The sequence below is a fragment of the Sporomusa sp. GT1 genome (assembly GCF_014634905.1).
GTDB lineage: Bacteria > Bacillota > Negativicutes > Sporomusales > Sporomusaceae > Sporomusa > Sporomusa sphaeroides.
Genome location: NZ_BMBX01000001.1, coordinates 255216 through 270406 on the forward strand (window position 1 = coordinate 255216; position 15191 = coordinate 270406).

Below are 15191 nucleotides of genomic sequence, written 5' to 3' on the forward strand. Positions count from 1 at the left end.
TTAGTTGCGGAAGGCAATAATTTTGCCATCTTCCAGCAAAATTTCCGTTGCCATCAGTTTGTGGAGGTCATCACCAATACTTACTGTAACAACTCTATCCATAGTACCCTGAACGACTTCCGCACCGATTTCCAGTTGTGCTGTTTCCTTTAGCTTTTCCAGCATATGATTTTTAAAATCAAGCCGTTTTTGCCGCTCGGCATCAATTTGCTGGCGCAAACCTACCAGCCCCTGGGCATCTTGCTTGGCTTGCTCGGTCATCATGCGTTTAGCATGAAATTCGATTTGCTGGAGTTCTAAATCGGCTTTTCTGATAGCTTCCTGAATTTCAGCCGCCAAGTGCGCTTTAAGATCCTCTGTTACTTTGGCTTTAACGGTTACCGGGCACTTAATTGTCAAGTTTTCAACGTTGGCCATTAATTCCACCCCTTTGGTTTCAGCTTAACAGGTTTTAATTATATTATTTCCACCATTACTCGTTTGTTTTCCCGGGTGGCGGCAGCTTTAACCACAGTGCGGATAGCTTTGGCAATACGTCCTTGCTTGCCAATGATTTTCCCCATGTCTTCCGGGGCCACATGCAGTTCATAGACTGTACCCAAATTATCGGTTGTTTCGTTAACATTGACGTGCTCCGGGTTTTTCACTAACGCTTTGGCGATAACTTCGACTAATTCTTTCATGCAGTTATCACGCCTCGTTTCTACACTTTACTTAGAACGCTTTACTTCATCCCATTTTTTCAGGATGCCGGTTTTGCTGAACAGGTTTTTAACAGTATCGGTAGGTTGAGCGCCTTTTTGCAGCCATGCGATGGCTTTTTCCTCGTCAATCTTGATAACTGCCGGTTCAGTAGTGGAATCATAATGACCCAGGTTTTCAATAAAGCGGCCATCCCGTGGCGAACGGGAATCAGCTACTACTACACGGTAGAAAGGACGTTTTTTTGCGCCCATACGCTTTAAGCGAATTTTAACTGCCATAATAAGTCACCTCCTTTTTAGAGTATCCCAAAATGTATCTTCAGATGATTTAATTCATAAAGGGAAGCTTAAAGTTTGGCTTCTTGCCGCTCTTTTGCATTTCCTGAATGCGTTTCATCATCTTTTTGGCTTCACCAAATTGTTTTAGCAGGCGATTAACATCTTGTACCCGCGTACCGCTGCCAAGAGCAATCCGCTTGCGGCGGCTGCCGTTGAGTATCGACGGGTCACGCCGTTCTTTGGCGGTCATCGACCGGATAATGGCAATGATATGTTTGACTTCTTTATCGTCAATATCCATGCCTTGCAGCTGTTTAAGCTTGCCCATACCGGGAATCATGCCGAGAATTTGATCAAGCGGCCCCAATTTGCGCACTTGTTCAATCTGTTCGAGGAAATCATCCAGCGTAAACTCTGCTTTGCGAAGTTTTTTCTGCATTTCCTCCGCTTTTTCCAGGTTAAGCGTCGATTCAGCCTTTTCAATGAGGCTAAGTACATCGCCCATCCCTAAAATACGCGAGGCCATCCGGTCAGGATGAAAGGGTTCCAGAGCATCCAGTTTTTCACCCATGCCGGCAAATTTTATTGGCTGGCCGGTAACTGCCTTAATGGAGAGAGCGGCCCCGCCACGGGCATCACCATCAAGTTTTGTCAGGATAATGCCGTCAATGCCAAGGTCATTATTAAAGGACTCGGCCACATTAACGGCATCTTGTCCGGTCATCGCATCAACGACCAGTAAAATTTCATGAGGCTTGACCGTTTGCTTAATGGATTTCAGCTCATTCATAAGCTCTTCATTAATGTGCAAACGACCGGCGGTATCAATAATCACAATGTCGCGAGCCATCATCAGGGCTTGATCCACGGCTTTTTTAGCAATATTGACCGGGTTTTCCTGCCCCATAGTGAATACCGGAATCTCCAGCTGCTGCCCCAGTACCTCCAACTGCTTGATCGCAGCCGGACGATAAATATCGGCAGCCACCATCAGCGGCCGCTTGCCCTGACGTTTGAGCAGATGTGCCAGTTTACCGGCTGTTGTCGTCTTACCTGCGCCCTGCAAGCCCACCAGCATAATGACTGTCGGGGGGCGGGACGCAATGGCAATGCGGCTCTGGGTACCACCCATCAGGTTGGTTAATTCTTCATTTACAATCTTTATAACATGTTGAGCAGGCGTTAGGCTTTCCAATACTTCCTGGCCTATGGCCCGTTCTTTGATTTTTGCAATCAGGTCTTTTACTACTTTAAAATTGACGTCAGCTTCCAAGAGGGCCATCCGCACCTCTTTAAGAGCATCAGCAACATCACTTTCCGAGAGTTTGCCCCTGCCACGCAACTTTTTAAATGTTTGCTGGAGCTTATCGGCCAAACTTTCAAAAACCATTTATGTTACACCTCCCGGGTGTCTTCTAACAATACACTTAATTTAGTCAAGGCGCAGCGCAGCTCAGGTAACTGCCGAATCTGGTGCGGCAGCTGCTCCAAATTACTGACAACTTCAGCAAGCAGCGTACGTTCTTCATGATAACGGGCAGCCAGTCCTAATTTAGCTTCATATTCTTCCAGGGTCTGTTCAGCCCGGCGTAAAATGTCATGCACCGCTTGGCGTGACACACCAAATTGTTCGGCAATTTCAGCCAGTGACAGATCCTGCAGATAGTGCATATTAAGACAGTCACGCTGTTTTTCGGTCAGGAGCGCATTATAGAAATCATACAATTGACCTACTCTCAGCACTTTATTTAACATATGGTCCATAACGCTCACCTGCCTATGATGACAAGGGAAATTCCTTTACACCACAGATTATATACAAAAACACAAAGTATGTCAAGTAAAATTACTTGTCAGCAAATAAAGCGGCGGCAAAATCAGCAGCAACGAAAGGCCGCAGGTCGTTAACCCCTTCGCCTACCCCTACCCATTTCACAGGCAGACCAAGTTCATTGTTAATAGCGATTACCACTCCGCCCTTGGCTGTACCGTCCAGTTTGGTTAAGACCACTCCCGAAAGCTTGACCGCATCGCCGAATAGTTTGGCTTGATTAATAGCATTCTGTCCGGTAGTGGCATCAAGCACCAATAAGGTTTCGTGCGGTGCATCTGCTATTTCTTTGGCAATTACCCGGTTAATTTTTTTCAGTTCTTCCATTAAGTTCGATTTGGTATGCAAACGGCCGGCCGTATCAATAATAACCATATCAGCTTTCCGGGCTTTGGCAGCCTGTACGGCATCAAAAGCCACTGCCGCCGGGTCAGAGCCCTCCGCATGCTTAATAACTTCGGTACCGGTCCGCTGCCCCCAGATTTCTATCTGATCAATGGCAGCGGCGCGAAAGGTATCGCCGGCAGCCAACAGCACTTTCTTGCCGTTTTCACAATAATAGCTGGCCAATTTACCAATTGTCGTTGTTTTGCCAACTCCATTTACGCCAACAACCAGTATAACGGTAGGCGGGTTATGGGAAGCAGCTTCTGCCGGGGACTGACCTACCAGCATAGCACTGATTTTTTCCTGTAAGAATGGTTTTAGATCATCAGGAGAATTGATTAGCTTGTCTTTAATGCCTTTACGAATTTCAGCCATTAATTTGCTGGTGGTTGCTACACCAACATCTGCCGACAATAATACGGCTTCCAGATCATCGAGAAATTCGTCATCAATTGTGGCATAACCAATAACCAGCTGCTCGATTTTTTCCGTAAAGCTTTTCCTGGTTTTCTCCAGACCTGCTTTTAATTTATCAAAAAATCCCATTGTGAATTCCCCCAAATTAGACTTATTGTTATCCGATGACTAACCCGCTCTAAGACTCCCGCTTTTGCAAGCGGGAATTATACCCCTACGGGCACAGGCGAGCGGCTAAGTCCCTGGATAATTCCGACTAAGATTCAGCTGGGCTTAAAACCCCGTCTGAATCAAGTCTCCATTTATCCGGCTTTGTCCATAAACTTTACCGAAACCAGCCTGGATATTCCCGATTCTTCCATTGTTACGCCATGCAATACACCGGCGGCTTCCATGGTTCCTTTGCGGTGGGTAACAATAATAAATTGCGTGTTTTGTGCATAATCACGTAAAAATTCGCTAAACCGCTGTACGTTGGCTTCATCCAGGGCAGCATCAATTTCGTCGACCACACAAAAGGGTGCCGGACGGTATGTCAGGATAGCAAATAACAGTGCAATTACGGTAAGTGCCCGTTCACCGCCTGACAACAGGGCCAGATTTTGCAGTTTCTTGCCCGGAGGCTGTACAATAATATCTATGCCTGTTTCCAGAATATTACCCGGCTCAATCAGCACAAGCTCCGCCCGTCCACCACCAAACAAACGGTTGAATACATCGCCAAAATATTGATTTATGGCTTTAAAGGCGGTATTAAATTGACGTGACATAGTAATATCAATATCTTTAATTACTGATGTCAAATACTCCTTAGCCTGTGATAAGTCAGTAACTTGCCCCTGCAAAAAGGCATATCGCTCCCGGACACGGTTATATTCTTCAATAGCTGCCGGATTAACCGGTCCAAGTGCTGCTATCTGCTGTTCAAGGGAAGCTATTGTCTGTAACAGCTGTTCAACACTGTCAGACCTTTTTAGCGCACGTGCCTCCTCAATTGAGAGGGCAAGCTGTCCGGTAAGCTGTTCGTGGCAGTTAGCTGCTTCATATGTATATTTAGTGACAAGTAATTCCAGCTCGTGCAGTTTGTTTTGCAGGTCAGCACTCTGCCGGCGTAAATCTTTGATCTCTTTGTCCAGCCGTCCTATACCTGCCAGTTTTTCCAGCTTGTCGGCATAAAGTGCCTGACGTGTTTCAACCAGTTGACATTTATCGCCTAACAGCCTTTCCTTGCTTGCCGAGAGTGAGGCGAGTTCGGCCTGAGCTTGTCCATTCTCCGACTGTAGCTGCTGCTTCTCAGTATGGATACGGGCAAGCTGCGCAGCCAGCGATGCGGTGAGCTGCCCAGCCTGCTCGCAGCCGGAGCGGGCTATGGTTACCGCTTGGGTAATGGCGCTGAGTTTAATTTTAGCATCGGTCAATTCATCGCCAATAGCTTGCTGCTCAGCTTTTTTGATTTTAAGTTCACCCTGCCAATCTTCCACTTGTGATTTATAACCGATTTCCCGGGTTTCCAAAGAAACAATGCTGGTTTTACTTTGCTCAAGCTTTTGTTGACAAACAAGTATTTCGCGCTGGCCATCCGCTACTTCGGCAGATATCGTTCTAAGCGCCAGCTCGCATTGTTCGTCCTCGGTCCTGACCGCAGCTAAATGAATTGCCAATTCGGCTTGTCGAAGCTCTATTTCTTTTACATTGTTATCATAACCAGCCAGCTGCGCGTTAGCCCCGGTTATCGCGCTGGCAAGAGCCGCTTTTTCCTGTTCTAAAATTTCCCGTTGCTCTTTCAGGGCTGTCAATGCTTGTTTGAGTGTATCAATTTCATTATTTCTGGCAATAAAACTGGCTTCTTTACGCCCCATGCTGCCGCCGGTCAATGATCCGCCGGGATTAATAAGTTCACCGTCAAGGGTAACAATCTTTACGGAAAATCCACAATTGCGCGCAATTGTCAGTGCATGATCAATGGTTTTTGCAATAATAACCCGGCCCAGTAAATAATTTACTACTGAGCGATACCGCTCGCTAACCCCGACAACGTCTGCGGCAAACCCTAGTGCGCCCGGCTGATTGGCGGCCAGTATTTCGGCTTCTCTTGGTTTATTTATTTTAATTGTGTTTAACGGTAAAAAAGTAGCCCGTCCTAATTTTTGTGTTTTCAAGAAATTAATAGCTTGCTTAGCGGTTTGATCTGTATCGGCAACAAGATGCTGTTGCGCGCCGCCAAGTGCTACCTCAATAGCATTGACATAGGTATCCGGCACTGTCAAAAGCTGGGCTACTGCGCCACAAATCCCCTGACGCCAGGAACTCTGGTGTTTCAATATACCTTTTATCGCCCGGCCAAATCCTTCTAATTCCTGCTGCATGCTTGTCAAAACACTAAGGCGGGATGAGGTTTCATTTACCTTACCGGCAAGCTGCTGTTCTGTTTCTAAGATATTCTTATATTCATATTCCAATTTAGCCTTGTTCAGTTGCACAAGGTTAATCTGCTGTTCGAAATCCTTTCGCCGGTCAGCAAGCGCTTGAGTCTCGGCCTTAAGCTGCTGATCTTTAGCGCTGATTTCCTGCTGCCGGATCAAATAGTTCTCACGTTCTTTAGCAAAATTCATCTGTTGTGCGGTCAACGCCGCCAAGTCACGCTCAAGCATGCGCAGGGCGTTACGTTCATTTACCAACAGCTGCAAATGTTCAAAGGTTTGCTCTTTGCCTGTCTCAATTTGCTGCTCAAGCTGTCTGATGCTGGCAGCCAGGCACTCGCTGTGCCTGCTTTTCTCCGCTAACATGGCATTAGCAGTAAGAATTTGTCCTTGTTTATCTTCCAGTTCACCGTATAGTTCATTAAGTTTTACTTCTGCCGCTTGCTTTTCAGCTGTTAAGCGGGCAAGCTCTTCGTCAAAACGCGCCTGCGCCTTTTGACCTTGTTCAATTCGCTCAGTCAATACTCCTGTACGGCTATCTGTGCGCTCTATTTCCTGGGTTACTTCTTGAATATTTTTTTCAGCACAAGTAACCGCTTCCTCTGTTTGAGCAAGCGTTAGCGTTAACGCATCTTTTTCATTGTCGGCTGTAGTTAGCCGGGCACTGGCTGCAATACTCCGGTCTGTTACATTAGCCTGCTCCAGCTTAGCGCTCTCTACCAGCTTTTCCGCTTTTGTCAACCGTTCCAGCAGCAAAGTTGCCTGACAGGCTGTCAATTCCGTGTCTAACAAATTAAACTGGCTAGTCCTGTCAGCGCTTTCTTTGAGCGGTTCTAACTGACTTTCAAGCTCTGCAGTGATATCCCGAACCCGGGTCAGATTCTGTTCTGTGTCGTCCAGCTTACGCAAGGCATCCCGTTTACGCTGTTTATACTTGATGATACCGGCGGCTTCTTCAAACAAAAGCCGGCGTTCTTCCGGTTTGCTGCTTAATATCTCATCCACTTTGTTCTGCCCGATTACTGTCATCGAATCGCGGCCCAGTCCTGTATCTGCCAGCATTTCATGAATATCTTTTAACCGGCAGGGTGTTTTATTGATGTAATATTCACTGTCCCCTGAACGAAACACGCGGCGGGTGATGGTAACTTCACTAAAATCTAATGCCAGCTGCCCATCGCTGTTATCAAATACGAGAGAAACTTCTGCTACTCCCAAAGGTCTGCGGTTGACACTGCCTGCAAAGATGACATCCTCCATCTTGGCACCGCGCAAGGTGCGCAGGCTCTGTTCACCAAGCGCCCAACGAATCGCATCAGAAATATTACTTTTGCCGCTGCCGTTGGGGCCAACAATGGCTGTTATCCCTTGTCCAAACTCCAGTTCGGTTTTTTCGGCAAACGATTTAAATCCATATGCCTCAAGTCGGCGAAGCAGCATACTAATCACCCTTTATATTTAAAGTCACTCAAAATTTTACCATGCCAGGTACAGTAACACAAGAGCAGAGAACATAAGGCCATAATTTAGCCGCAGATTCCCGGAACATTCCTACAGGCACAGGACAGTCGTTATGCATAAGCGGAAGTTAAGCGCCAGCGGTGTGGCGCTCCGTGCGGGCCTTGCATTGGCGCACAAAACTTACAAATTTTAGATATATAAAAAAGCCTGCAGCAGATGCTGGCAGGCTTTTTCACAGCAAGCCGAATCTCATTAACGAGGCTCAACGATAAATCTAATGGCGGTACGTTCTTCCCCGTCAATAGAAATTTCCGCAAAAGCTGGTATGGTAATCAAATCAATGCCATTGGGAGCGACGAAACCACGTGAAATCGCAATAGCCTTGATAGCCTGATTAACCGCCCCTGCACCTACTGCCTGCACTTCTGCGGTACCTTTTTCCCGCAAAACTGCGGCCAGAGCGCCTGCTACGGATTTGGGATTTGATTGTGCAGATACTTTCAGCACTTCCATTTTTTCGCTCTCCTCCTTTGAATTCAGGGCCTATACATAAAGGTATTCTTCCTATTTCCTAAAAATTCCTTCTTTTACATGATTTTTAAATTTCATTTTATCATATTTTTGCTTAAAAGAAAGGAAAGGCCCTTATACTTAAACAGGAGCGAACCTGGATTTACTGTCGAATCGGCGCATAGTGTTATCGCCGGTAAGTTGTATTGCTGCCGCAGGCGACTGAGATTGTTATTATGTTGTCCCCGCACTTTAGAGGTGTCTTTGGGGTGATGGACAATCGTAAAACCGGTTTCAGTATCGAAGAAGTTTTGTTCAATAAACCGGGCCAGCATTAAGTAAAAAATATGTGAATCCACCAGTTCGCCAAAAGCCGGATGATACGGCCCGGCAAGTACATTCTCATTACTGTCCAGTTCCTCACTGGCTTGCAGGCCTGTTCGAATAACCTCAATACCCTGGCGTTCAAAAACGAGTTTCATATAAGCGCAGCGGGCTACTGCCTGCGGTAATGACAACGGCTGATAGGCTCCCTGCTGATATAATTCTGCCAGCCTTGTCCCGGCAATAACGATAGTTGGATAAATGCGGGCAAAATCCGGACATAAAATGATGGTCTGACGGACGGTAGTAATTAAACTCATCCAATCCTCACCAGGTAAACCGGGCATCAATTGCAAACCACAGCTAATACCGGCAGCTTTCAGCAAATTCACAGCTTCAGCTACAATTTGACTGCTATGCCCGCGCGCCGCATTAAAAAGTACAGCATCGTCAAAAGACTGAACACCAAGTTCAACAATACTCACCCCGTGACTGCGAAGATTGGCAAGCATACTGCCGGTTATACAGTCAGGTCTGGTAGAAAGACGAATAGCATGAATTTGACCATTATATAAAGCCTGACTGGCCGGAGCCAGCAATTCATTTTGCATAGCTTGCGGCAAAGCGGTAAAACTGCCGCCGTAGAAGGCTACTTCTATCCGGCGAGCTTGATTAATGTCAGCCAGCCGCCCCTGAATAACAGCCGCTACCTGCCTGGCAGTAACTGGTGTCGATAGGCCGGTTATTTTTTTCTGATTACAGAAAATGCATTCATGCAAACAACCCAAATGGGGGATAAATACCGGGATAATATAATGCTTCATAATACTACAATACTCCTATACAGAAAGGACGACCAAAATGGCCGCCCTAGTTTCACAGATTATTGAGTTATTGTGCCAAGCTTTAGCAGCGCCTGTTTGGCAGCCTGTTGTTCGGCTTCTTTTTTACTTTTGCCCCAGCCTGAACCCATACGTTCGGTATTCACAAAAACGGCCACTTCAAAAGATTTGTCATGATCAGGCCCGCGTTCGTTAATAACTTCATAGGCAATTTTACTATCATTATTTTTTTGCACAATTTCCTGCAGCCAGGTTTTATAATCTTTTAAATAGTCACCGCGTTCAACCAGCTTCAATTCAGATTTAAGCTGATTTAACACATAGCGGGCTGCGCTCTTGAAGCCAGCATCAAGATAAACGGCACCAATGATGGCTTCAAAGGCATCTGCGAGAATGGATATCCGTTCCCGTCCGCCTGACAGTGCTTCCCCTTTACCCAAGAGGAGATATTCACCAATTTTTAGTTCCAATGCTCTTTTAGCCAGCGTTTGTTCGCAAACCACCTGAGCTCTGGCTTTGGTAAGTTCGCCTTCAGGCAATTGTGGACACTGACTAAACAAATATGAGCTAATGATCAGGTCCAAAACCGCATCGCCTAAGAATTCCAAACGCTCATTATGCCTAATACTGGTGCCTTTAGTTTCATTGGCATATGACGTATGGATAAGAGCCTGATGCAGCAGTTTATAATCGCCGAACACAACTCCTAAGGACCGGCACAACTCAGTTAACGCTTGCATGCGGGTATCATCTAGCATCCCTTTAACTTCTTTCATAAAAAAATAGGTTACGCCTGATATTTTTTTACCAGGATGGTTGCGTTGTGACCGCCGAAACCAAAAGAGTTCGAAAGTGCCACATTTACAACTTGTTCCCGTGGTTTATTTGCTACATAATCCAGATCCAGCTCAGGGTCCTGGTTTTCTATATTGATGGTCGGCGGGACGATACTGTTAGCAACGGCAAGCACGCAAGCAATTGTCTCGATACCACCGGCTGCGCCTAACAGGTGCCCAGTCATGGACTTAGTTGAGCTAACCTTGAGGTTTTTAGCATGTTCGCCAAACAATGACTTGATCGCGAGTGTTTCATTTTTGTCATTGAGTGGTGTGGAAGTACCATGAGCATTGATGTAATCTACTTCTTTAGGCTCAATTCCGCCATCTTTGAGCGCCATAGCCATGCATTTAGCGGCTTGAGCACCTTCAGGGGCGGGAGCGGTAATATGATAGGCGTCGGCATTAGAACCATAGCCGATAATTTCCGCATAAATTTTGGCGCCGCGTGCCAGTGCATGCTCGAGGGTTTCCATGACTACTATGCCTGCGCCTTCGCCCAAGACAAAACCATCACGGTCTTTATCAAACGGACGGGAAGCTTTTTGCGGTTCGTCATTGCGGGTAGACATAGCCTTCATGGCACAAAAGCCGCCAACTGCCGCAGGCGATACAGCTGCTTCGGTACCACCGGCAACCATAACATCAGCATCACCGCGTTGAATAATTTTGAAAGCATCGCCGATAGCGTTAGTGCCTGTTGCACAAGCAGTAACTACGCAGCTGCAAGGTCCTTCAAGGCCAAGAGTAATAGAAGTTTGGCCTGCCGGCATATTGGCAATCATCATGGGTACAAAGAACGGGCTAATCCGGCCCGGCCCCTTTTCAAATAATGTTTTGTACTGGTCATGCAGCGTATCCATACCGCCAATACCACTGCCGATTAAAGTTCCCATACGGCTGCGGTCCTCTTGTTCAAGATTGATTCCCGCATCTTCAAACGCCATCTTAGCCGCAGCGACAGCAAATTGAGTACATCTGTCCATACGCTTGGCTTCTTTTTTGTCAATATACTTTACCGGGTCAAAATCTTTTACTTCACCGGCAATTTGGGTAGAATATTCGCTGGCATCAAATCGGGTAATACGGTCAATTCCTGATTTGCCAGCAAGCAAAGCCTGCCAAAAAGCGTCTGTTCCAATACCAATAGGCGTAATCGCGCCCATTCCTGTAATTACAACTCGTTTTTTCAAGAAGGTCACCCCACTAATTTATTTCTTCAACTTCCCTAAGAAGCCGTGTAAATATTTCTTTTACAGGTAATATTTCATCTATTTTATGAATATACTCGCCGGTAAATACCAGTCCGGTGTCAACATCTCCCTGTTGAGCACGAATCAGTGCACTAATTATACAAAAATTCTTTTCGCAATGTTTTAGACATGCCACACATTTATCCGGACCATCGACGGTACATTCAAGGATTTTCTTAGCAAAAGGGTTTTTGATAGCACGTCCCGGCAACCCCACCGGGCTTTTAATCAATACTACGTCTTCAGGTTTAGCCTTTAAATAAAATTCCTTTAAAGCCGGAGCGGCGTTAGACTCCACACTGGCGGCAAACCTGGTTCCCATTTGTACGCCATCAGCACCAAGCTTCATTACTTCAGCAATATCCCGACCGGAAATGATACCGCCGGCTCCGATAACGGGAATAGCTACGGATTTTTTGATATCAGGCAGAAGTGCATGCAAAGATTCATCAGTCCCCAGGTGACCACCTGCTTCTTTGCCTTCAACAATAATAGCGGCAGCGCCCAGCTTTTCTGAAATTTTGGCGGCCTTAACTGATGATACAATTGGCACGATTGGAGTACCCGACTTTTTCCCCATCGGGAATACGTCACGCGAGAATCCAGCTCCTGCTACTACCAAATCAATCCCTTCATCAATGGCAGTATCAACATAGCGAGCAAATTCTCTTGCCGCTACCATGATGTTTATACCAATTATCCCTTTGGTCAAGCTGCGCGCCAGTCTAATTTCATGGCGCAACTCATCAAAAGCCATACCTGATGCTGCGATAAGTCCGATGCCGCCAGCTTCAGCCACTGCTGCCGCCAAACGGGCAGTTGATAATCTTATCGCCATGCCCCCTTGGATAATTGGGATCTTAGCAACATGTTGGCCAATTTTAAGCTCCGGAAGTTTCAAGTAACAACTCCTCCAATCAATAAACCATACCATAAGCTACCTACACATTACCTTTAAGAAAGTCCCGCGAAAAAGTTTCCACGGGACTTTCTCCGTTTGAATAAGGTAATGACACCAATTACGACGCCAAAAAAAACATTTGAATTACGCTTGCTTTTCCTTGTCTATGTACTCCACAGCGTCTTTTACTGTTTTAATTTTTTCAGCGATTTCGTCAGGAATTTCAATGCTGAATTCCTCTTCAAAGGCCATAATCAGTTCAACAATATCCAGTGAATCAGCGCCAAGATCGTCAATGAAAGTAGAATTGATTGCTACATCAGCTTCATCAACGCCGAGCTGTTCCACAACAATTTCTTTAACCTTGTCAAAAGTTGTCATAATGGTATTCACCTCCTTCCAAGGAATTTTAACATATATTACATTACCATACCACCGTCAACATTTAAAGTCTGTCCGGTAATATAATTTGCCGACTGGCTTGCTAAAAATACTACGGCAGCGGCCACATCTTCGGCTTCACCCAAACGGCTCAGAGGAATTTTCGCCTCCAAATCGGCTTTAACCTGTTCTGACAAACCATGTGTCATATCGGTAGCAATAAAGCCTGGTGCAATAGCATTGACGGTAATGCCCCGTGATGCCAACTCTTTTGCCATTGATTTAGTAAAGCCGATAACACCGGCTTTGGCCGCAGCATAGTTAGCCTGTCCGGCATTGCCCATAAGACCCACAACCGAAGTCATGTTGATGATCTTACCGCTTCTTTGTTTCATCATACTCTTGGTTACTGCCTTAGTACAATAGAATATTCCTTTAAGATTGGTATTCATGACAGCATCCCAATCCTCATCCTTCATGCGCATTAACAGTGTATCCCGGGTGATACCGGCATTGTTTACCAGAATATCAATTTTACCATAGGTATCAATGGTCTGCTTGACAAGACTGTCTACTGCATCGGCGTCAGCAACATCTGCCTTGACCGTAATTGCCTGACCGCCATTAGCGGTAATGACTGTACGAACCTCTTCAGCCGCCTCGGCATTGCCGGCATAATTAATTACAACCTTTGCACCAACCTTGGCCAGCGCAATAGCCACTGCCCGCCCAATTCCCCGAGAAGCTCCGGTAACGATGGCAACTTGTCCGTCTAAATGCATTTTAACGAACCTCCTTGAAATAATCAAGAACTTTTTCTAAAGAAGCCTCGTCTTCTATATTCAGCGTTTCGACATCTTTTGCAATTTTTTTGGTGAAGCCTGTAAGAACTTTTCCTGGTCCTACTTCTACAAAAGTATCTGCGCCAAAGTTCACGATTTGCGCCACACAGTCCTCCCACACCACCGGACTGGCAGCCTGTTTGACCAGCAATTCTTTTAGGGCTTCGCCTTGCGTAACAATTTGGCCGTTAACATTAACGACAACCGGAATGGCTGCATCCTTAACAGACACTTTGTCAAGTTCGGCCGCCAGTCTTACTGCCGCTGGCTGCATCAAAGAGCTATGGAAAGGTGCACTGACAGGCAAGGAGATAGCCCTTTTGGCACCTGCCGCTTTTAACAGTTCATTGGCTTTCTCAACAGCCTGTGTCTTACCGGCAATGACAATTTGCCCCGGGCAATTAAAGTTTACGGCTTGCACAACACCAGCTTCAGCTTCTACCTGCCGGCAAATCTCCACAACCTTATCGCGGTCAAGTCCCATGATAGCCGCCATACTGCCTTCTCCCAGCGGTACGGCTTCCTGCATGAATTGTCCACGCTTTCGTACCAATTGAACAGCATCTGTAAAGGCCAGCGCTCCAGCGGCAACCAATGCCGAATACTCGCCAAGACTGTGTCCGGCCACAATATCAGGAGTAATTCCACGCTGTTTTAATACCGCATAGCAGGCCACACTCATCGTCAAAATAGCCGGCTGGGTGTTATATGTTTTCTTGAGTTCTTCTTCAGGACCATTAAAACACATATCGGTAATTGAAAAGCCAAGAGCTTCATCTGCCGACTTGAATATGTCCCGGACAATATCAAACTTATCATAGAAGTCCTTGCCCATACCGACAGTTTGTGATCCCTGTCCGGGAAAAACAAATGCTAGTTTACCCATTTCTTTCCCTCCTTATGTATTTGTCGGATATTTACATATTTTGCGTCAGTCCAGTAATGACTTTCGGAACATTTTGAACAATATCCTGCATAATTTCATCCACAGTCCGGATTGAATTTATCAAACCCGCAACCTGCCCAACCATCACAGAACCATACTCTACATCGCCTTCACGTATCGCCGCCCTAAGCTTTCCGGCACCTAAACGGTCCAATTCCTCAACTGTCGCACCTTGCTTTTCCATTTCAGCAAATTCACGGGTTAGTTTATTGGCAATAACTCGTACCGGATGTCCTGTTATTGCACCGCTGACAACAGTTGAGCGTTCTTTGGCTTTGATAATGGCAGCTTTATAGTTAGAGTGAGCAGTACATTCAACCGAGGCGGCAAACAGGGTTCCGATTTGTACGCCCTGAGCGCCTAACGCCAGTGCAGCCACAACCCCGCGGGCATCGCCAATACCGCCTGCCGCAATAACCGGCACAGAAACAGCGTCAACAACCTGCGGCACTAATGCCATGGTTGTTACTTCACCTACATGACCACCGCTTTCCATACCTTCTGCAATAATAGCGTCAATACCTACCCGCTCCAGGCGTTTAGCCAGCGCCACCGAGGCAACAACCGGAATAATCTTGGTACCTACTTCCTTTAATGCCGGAATGTACTCGCCCGGATTACCTGCCCCGGTAGTAACTACCGCTACTCTTTCATCAACAACTACCTGCATAACCTCTTTGACAAAAGGCGACATAAGCATAATATTGACACCAAAGGGTTTGTCAGTCAGAGCTTTTGCTTTTTTTATCTCTATCTTCAGTGCCTCTGGCGGCATATGCCCGGCACCAATTAACCCCAAACCTCCTGCATTCGAAACTGCCGCTGCCAATTCAGCGGTAGCTACCCAAGCCATTCCA

At 46.3% G+C, this 15191-nt stretch carries 16 protein-coding genes; all 16 read right to left on the reverse strand.

Going from position 1 to position 15191, the window contains the following annotated elements:
- The 16 genes from GT1_RS01345 to GT1_RS01420 all read right to left on the reverse strand — a co-directional run bounded on the left by GT1_RS01345 (nucleotide 1) and on the right by GT1_RS01420 (nucleotide 15187).
- Nucleotides 1-417 (reverse strand): YlqD family protein, encoded by a 417-nt coding sequence (locus GT1_RS01345; protein WP_075754991.1) that lies wholly within the window; start codon nucleotides 415-417, stop codon nucleotides 1-3.
- A gap of 38 nt (nucleotides 418-455) precedes the next feature.
- The gene (locus GT1_RS01350) at nucleotides 456-683 is read right to left on the reverse strand and encodes a KH domain-containing protein (protein WP_075754989.1); all 228 of its coding nucleotides are present in this window, start codon (nucleotides 681-683) and stop codon (nucleotides 456-458) included.
- Between the two features lie 27 nt (nucleotides 684-710).
- The gene (gene rpsP, locus GT1_RS01355) at nucleotides 711-983 is read right to left on the reverse strand and encodes a 30S ribosomal protein S16 (RefSeq protein WP_188396825.1); all 273 of its coding nucleotides are present in this window, start codon (nucleotides 981-983) and stop codon (nucleotides 711-713) included.
- A 49-nt stretch (nucleotides 984-1032) separates the two neighbouring features.
- The gene (gene ffh / locus GT1_RS01360; protein WP_188396827.1) at nucleotides 1033-2373 is read right to left on the reverse strand and encodes a signal recognition particle protein; all 1341 of its coding nucleotides are present in this window, start codon (nucleotides 2371-2373) and stop codon (nucleotides 1033-1035) included.
- Between the two features lie 5 nt (nucleotides 2374-2378).
- Nucleotides 2379-2747 (reverse strand): YlxM family DNA-binding protein, encoded by a 369-nt coding sequence (ylxM, locus tag GT1_RS01365; RefSeq protein ID WP_223225989.1) that lies wholly within the window; start codon nucleotides 2745-2747, stop codon nucleotides 2379-2381.
- Nucleotides 2748-2829: 82 nt separating this feature from the next.
- Nucleotides 2830-3747, reverse strand: a complete 918-nt coding sequence (ftsY, locus tag GT1_RS01370; RefSeq protein ID WP_188396829.1) for a signal recognition particle-docking protein FtsY — start codon at nucleotides 3745-3747, stop codon at nucleotides 2830-2832.
- Between the two features lie 173 nt (nucleotides 3748-3920).
- Nucleotides 3921-7478 (reverse strand): chromosome segregation protein SMC, encoded by a 3558-nt coding sequence (gene smc, locus GT1_RS01375; RefSeq protein WP_188396831.1) that lies wholly within the window; start codon nucleotides 7476-7478, stop codon nucleotides 3921-3923.
- Between the two features lie 273 nt (nucleotides 7479-7751).
- On the reverse strand, nucleotides 7752-8012 hold the full coding sequence (locus GT1_RS01380) for a stage V sporulation protein S (protein ID WP_075754977.1): 261 nt from the start codon (nucleotides 8010-8012) through the stop codon (nucleotides 7752-7754).
- Between the two features lie 92 nt (nucleotides 8013-8104).
- Nucleotides 8105-9157, reverse strand: a complete 1053-nt coding sequence (locus GT1_RS01385; protein ID WP_188396833.1) for an elongator complex protein 3 — start codon at nucleotides 9155-9157, stop codon at nucleotides 8105-8107.
- Between the two features lie 59 nt (nucleotides 9158-9216).
- Entirely contained in the window at nucleotides 9217-9951 is a 735-nt protein-coding gene (rnc, locus tag GT1_RS01390) for a ribonuclease III (RefSeq protein WP_075754973.1), read from the reverse strand.
- A gap of 11 nt (nucleotides 9952-9962) precedes the next feature.
- The gene (fabF, locus tag GT1_RS01395; RefSeq protein ID WP_075754971.1) at nucleotides 9963-11204 is read right to left on the reverse strand and encodes a beta-ketoacyl-ACP synthase II; all 1242 of its coding nucleotides are present in this window, start codon (nucleotides 11202-11204) and stop codon (nucleotides 9963-9965) included.
- Between the two features lie 13 nt (nucleotides 11205-11217).
- Complete coding sequence (locus tag GT1_RS01400) at nucleotides 11218-12165, reverse strand: nitronate monooxygenase family protein (RefSeq protein ID WP_188396835.1); 948 nt, start codon at nucleotides 12163-12165, stop codon at nucleotides 11218-11220.
- A 144-nt stretch (nucleotides 12166-12309) separates the two neighbouring features.
- On the reverse strand, nucleotides 12310-12546 hold the full coding sequence (locus GT1_RS01405; RefSeq protein WP_021167513.1) for an acyl carrier protein: 237 nt from the start codon (nucleotides 12544-12546) through the stop codon (nucleotides 12310-12312).
- 38 nt (nucleotides 12547-12584) lie between these two features.
- Entirely contained in the window at nucleotides 12585-13328 is a 744-nt protein-coding gene (fabG, locus tag GT1_RS01410; RefSeq protein WP_188396837.1) for a 3-oxoacyl-[acyl-carrier-protein] reductase, read from the reverse strand.
- 1 nt (nucleotide 13329) lies between these two features.
- A complete protein-coding gene (gene fabD, locus GT1_RS01415; RefSeq protein WP_188396840.1) occupies nucleotides 13330-14274 on the reverse strand; it encodes an ACP S-malonyltransferase in 945 nt (314 codons plus the stop codon).
- A 31-nt stretch (nucleotides 14275-14305) separates the two neighbouring features.
- Entirely contained in the window at nucleotides 14306-15187 is an 882-nt protein-coding gene (locus GT1_RS01420) for a DUF561 domain-containing protein (protein ID WP_376741995.1), read from the reverse strand.
- Between the last annotated feature and the right edge of the window lie 4 nt (nucleotides 15188-15191).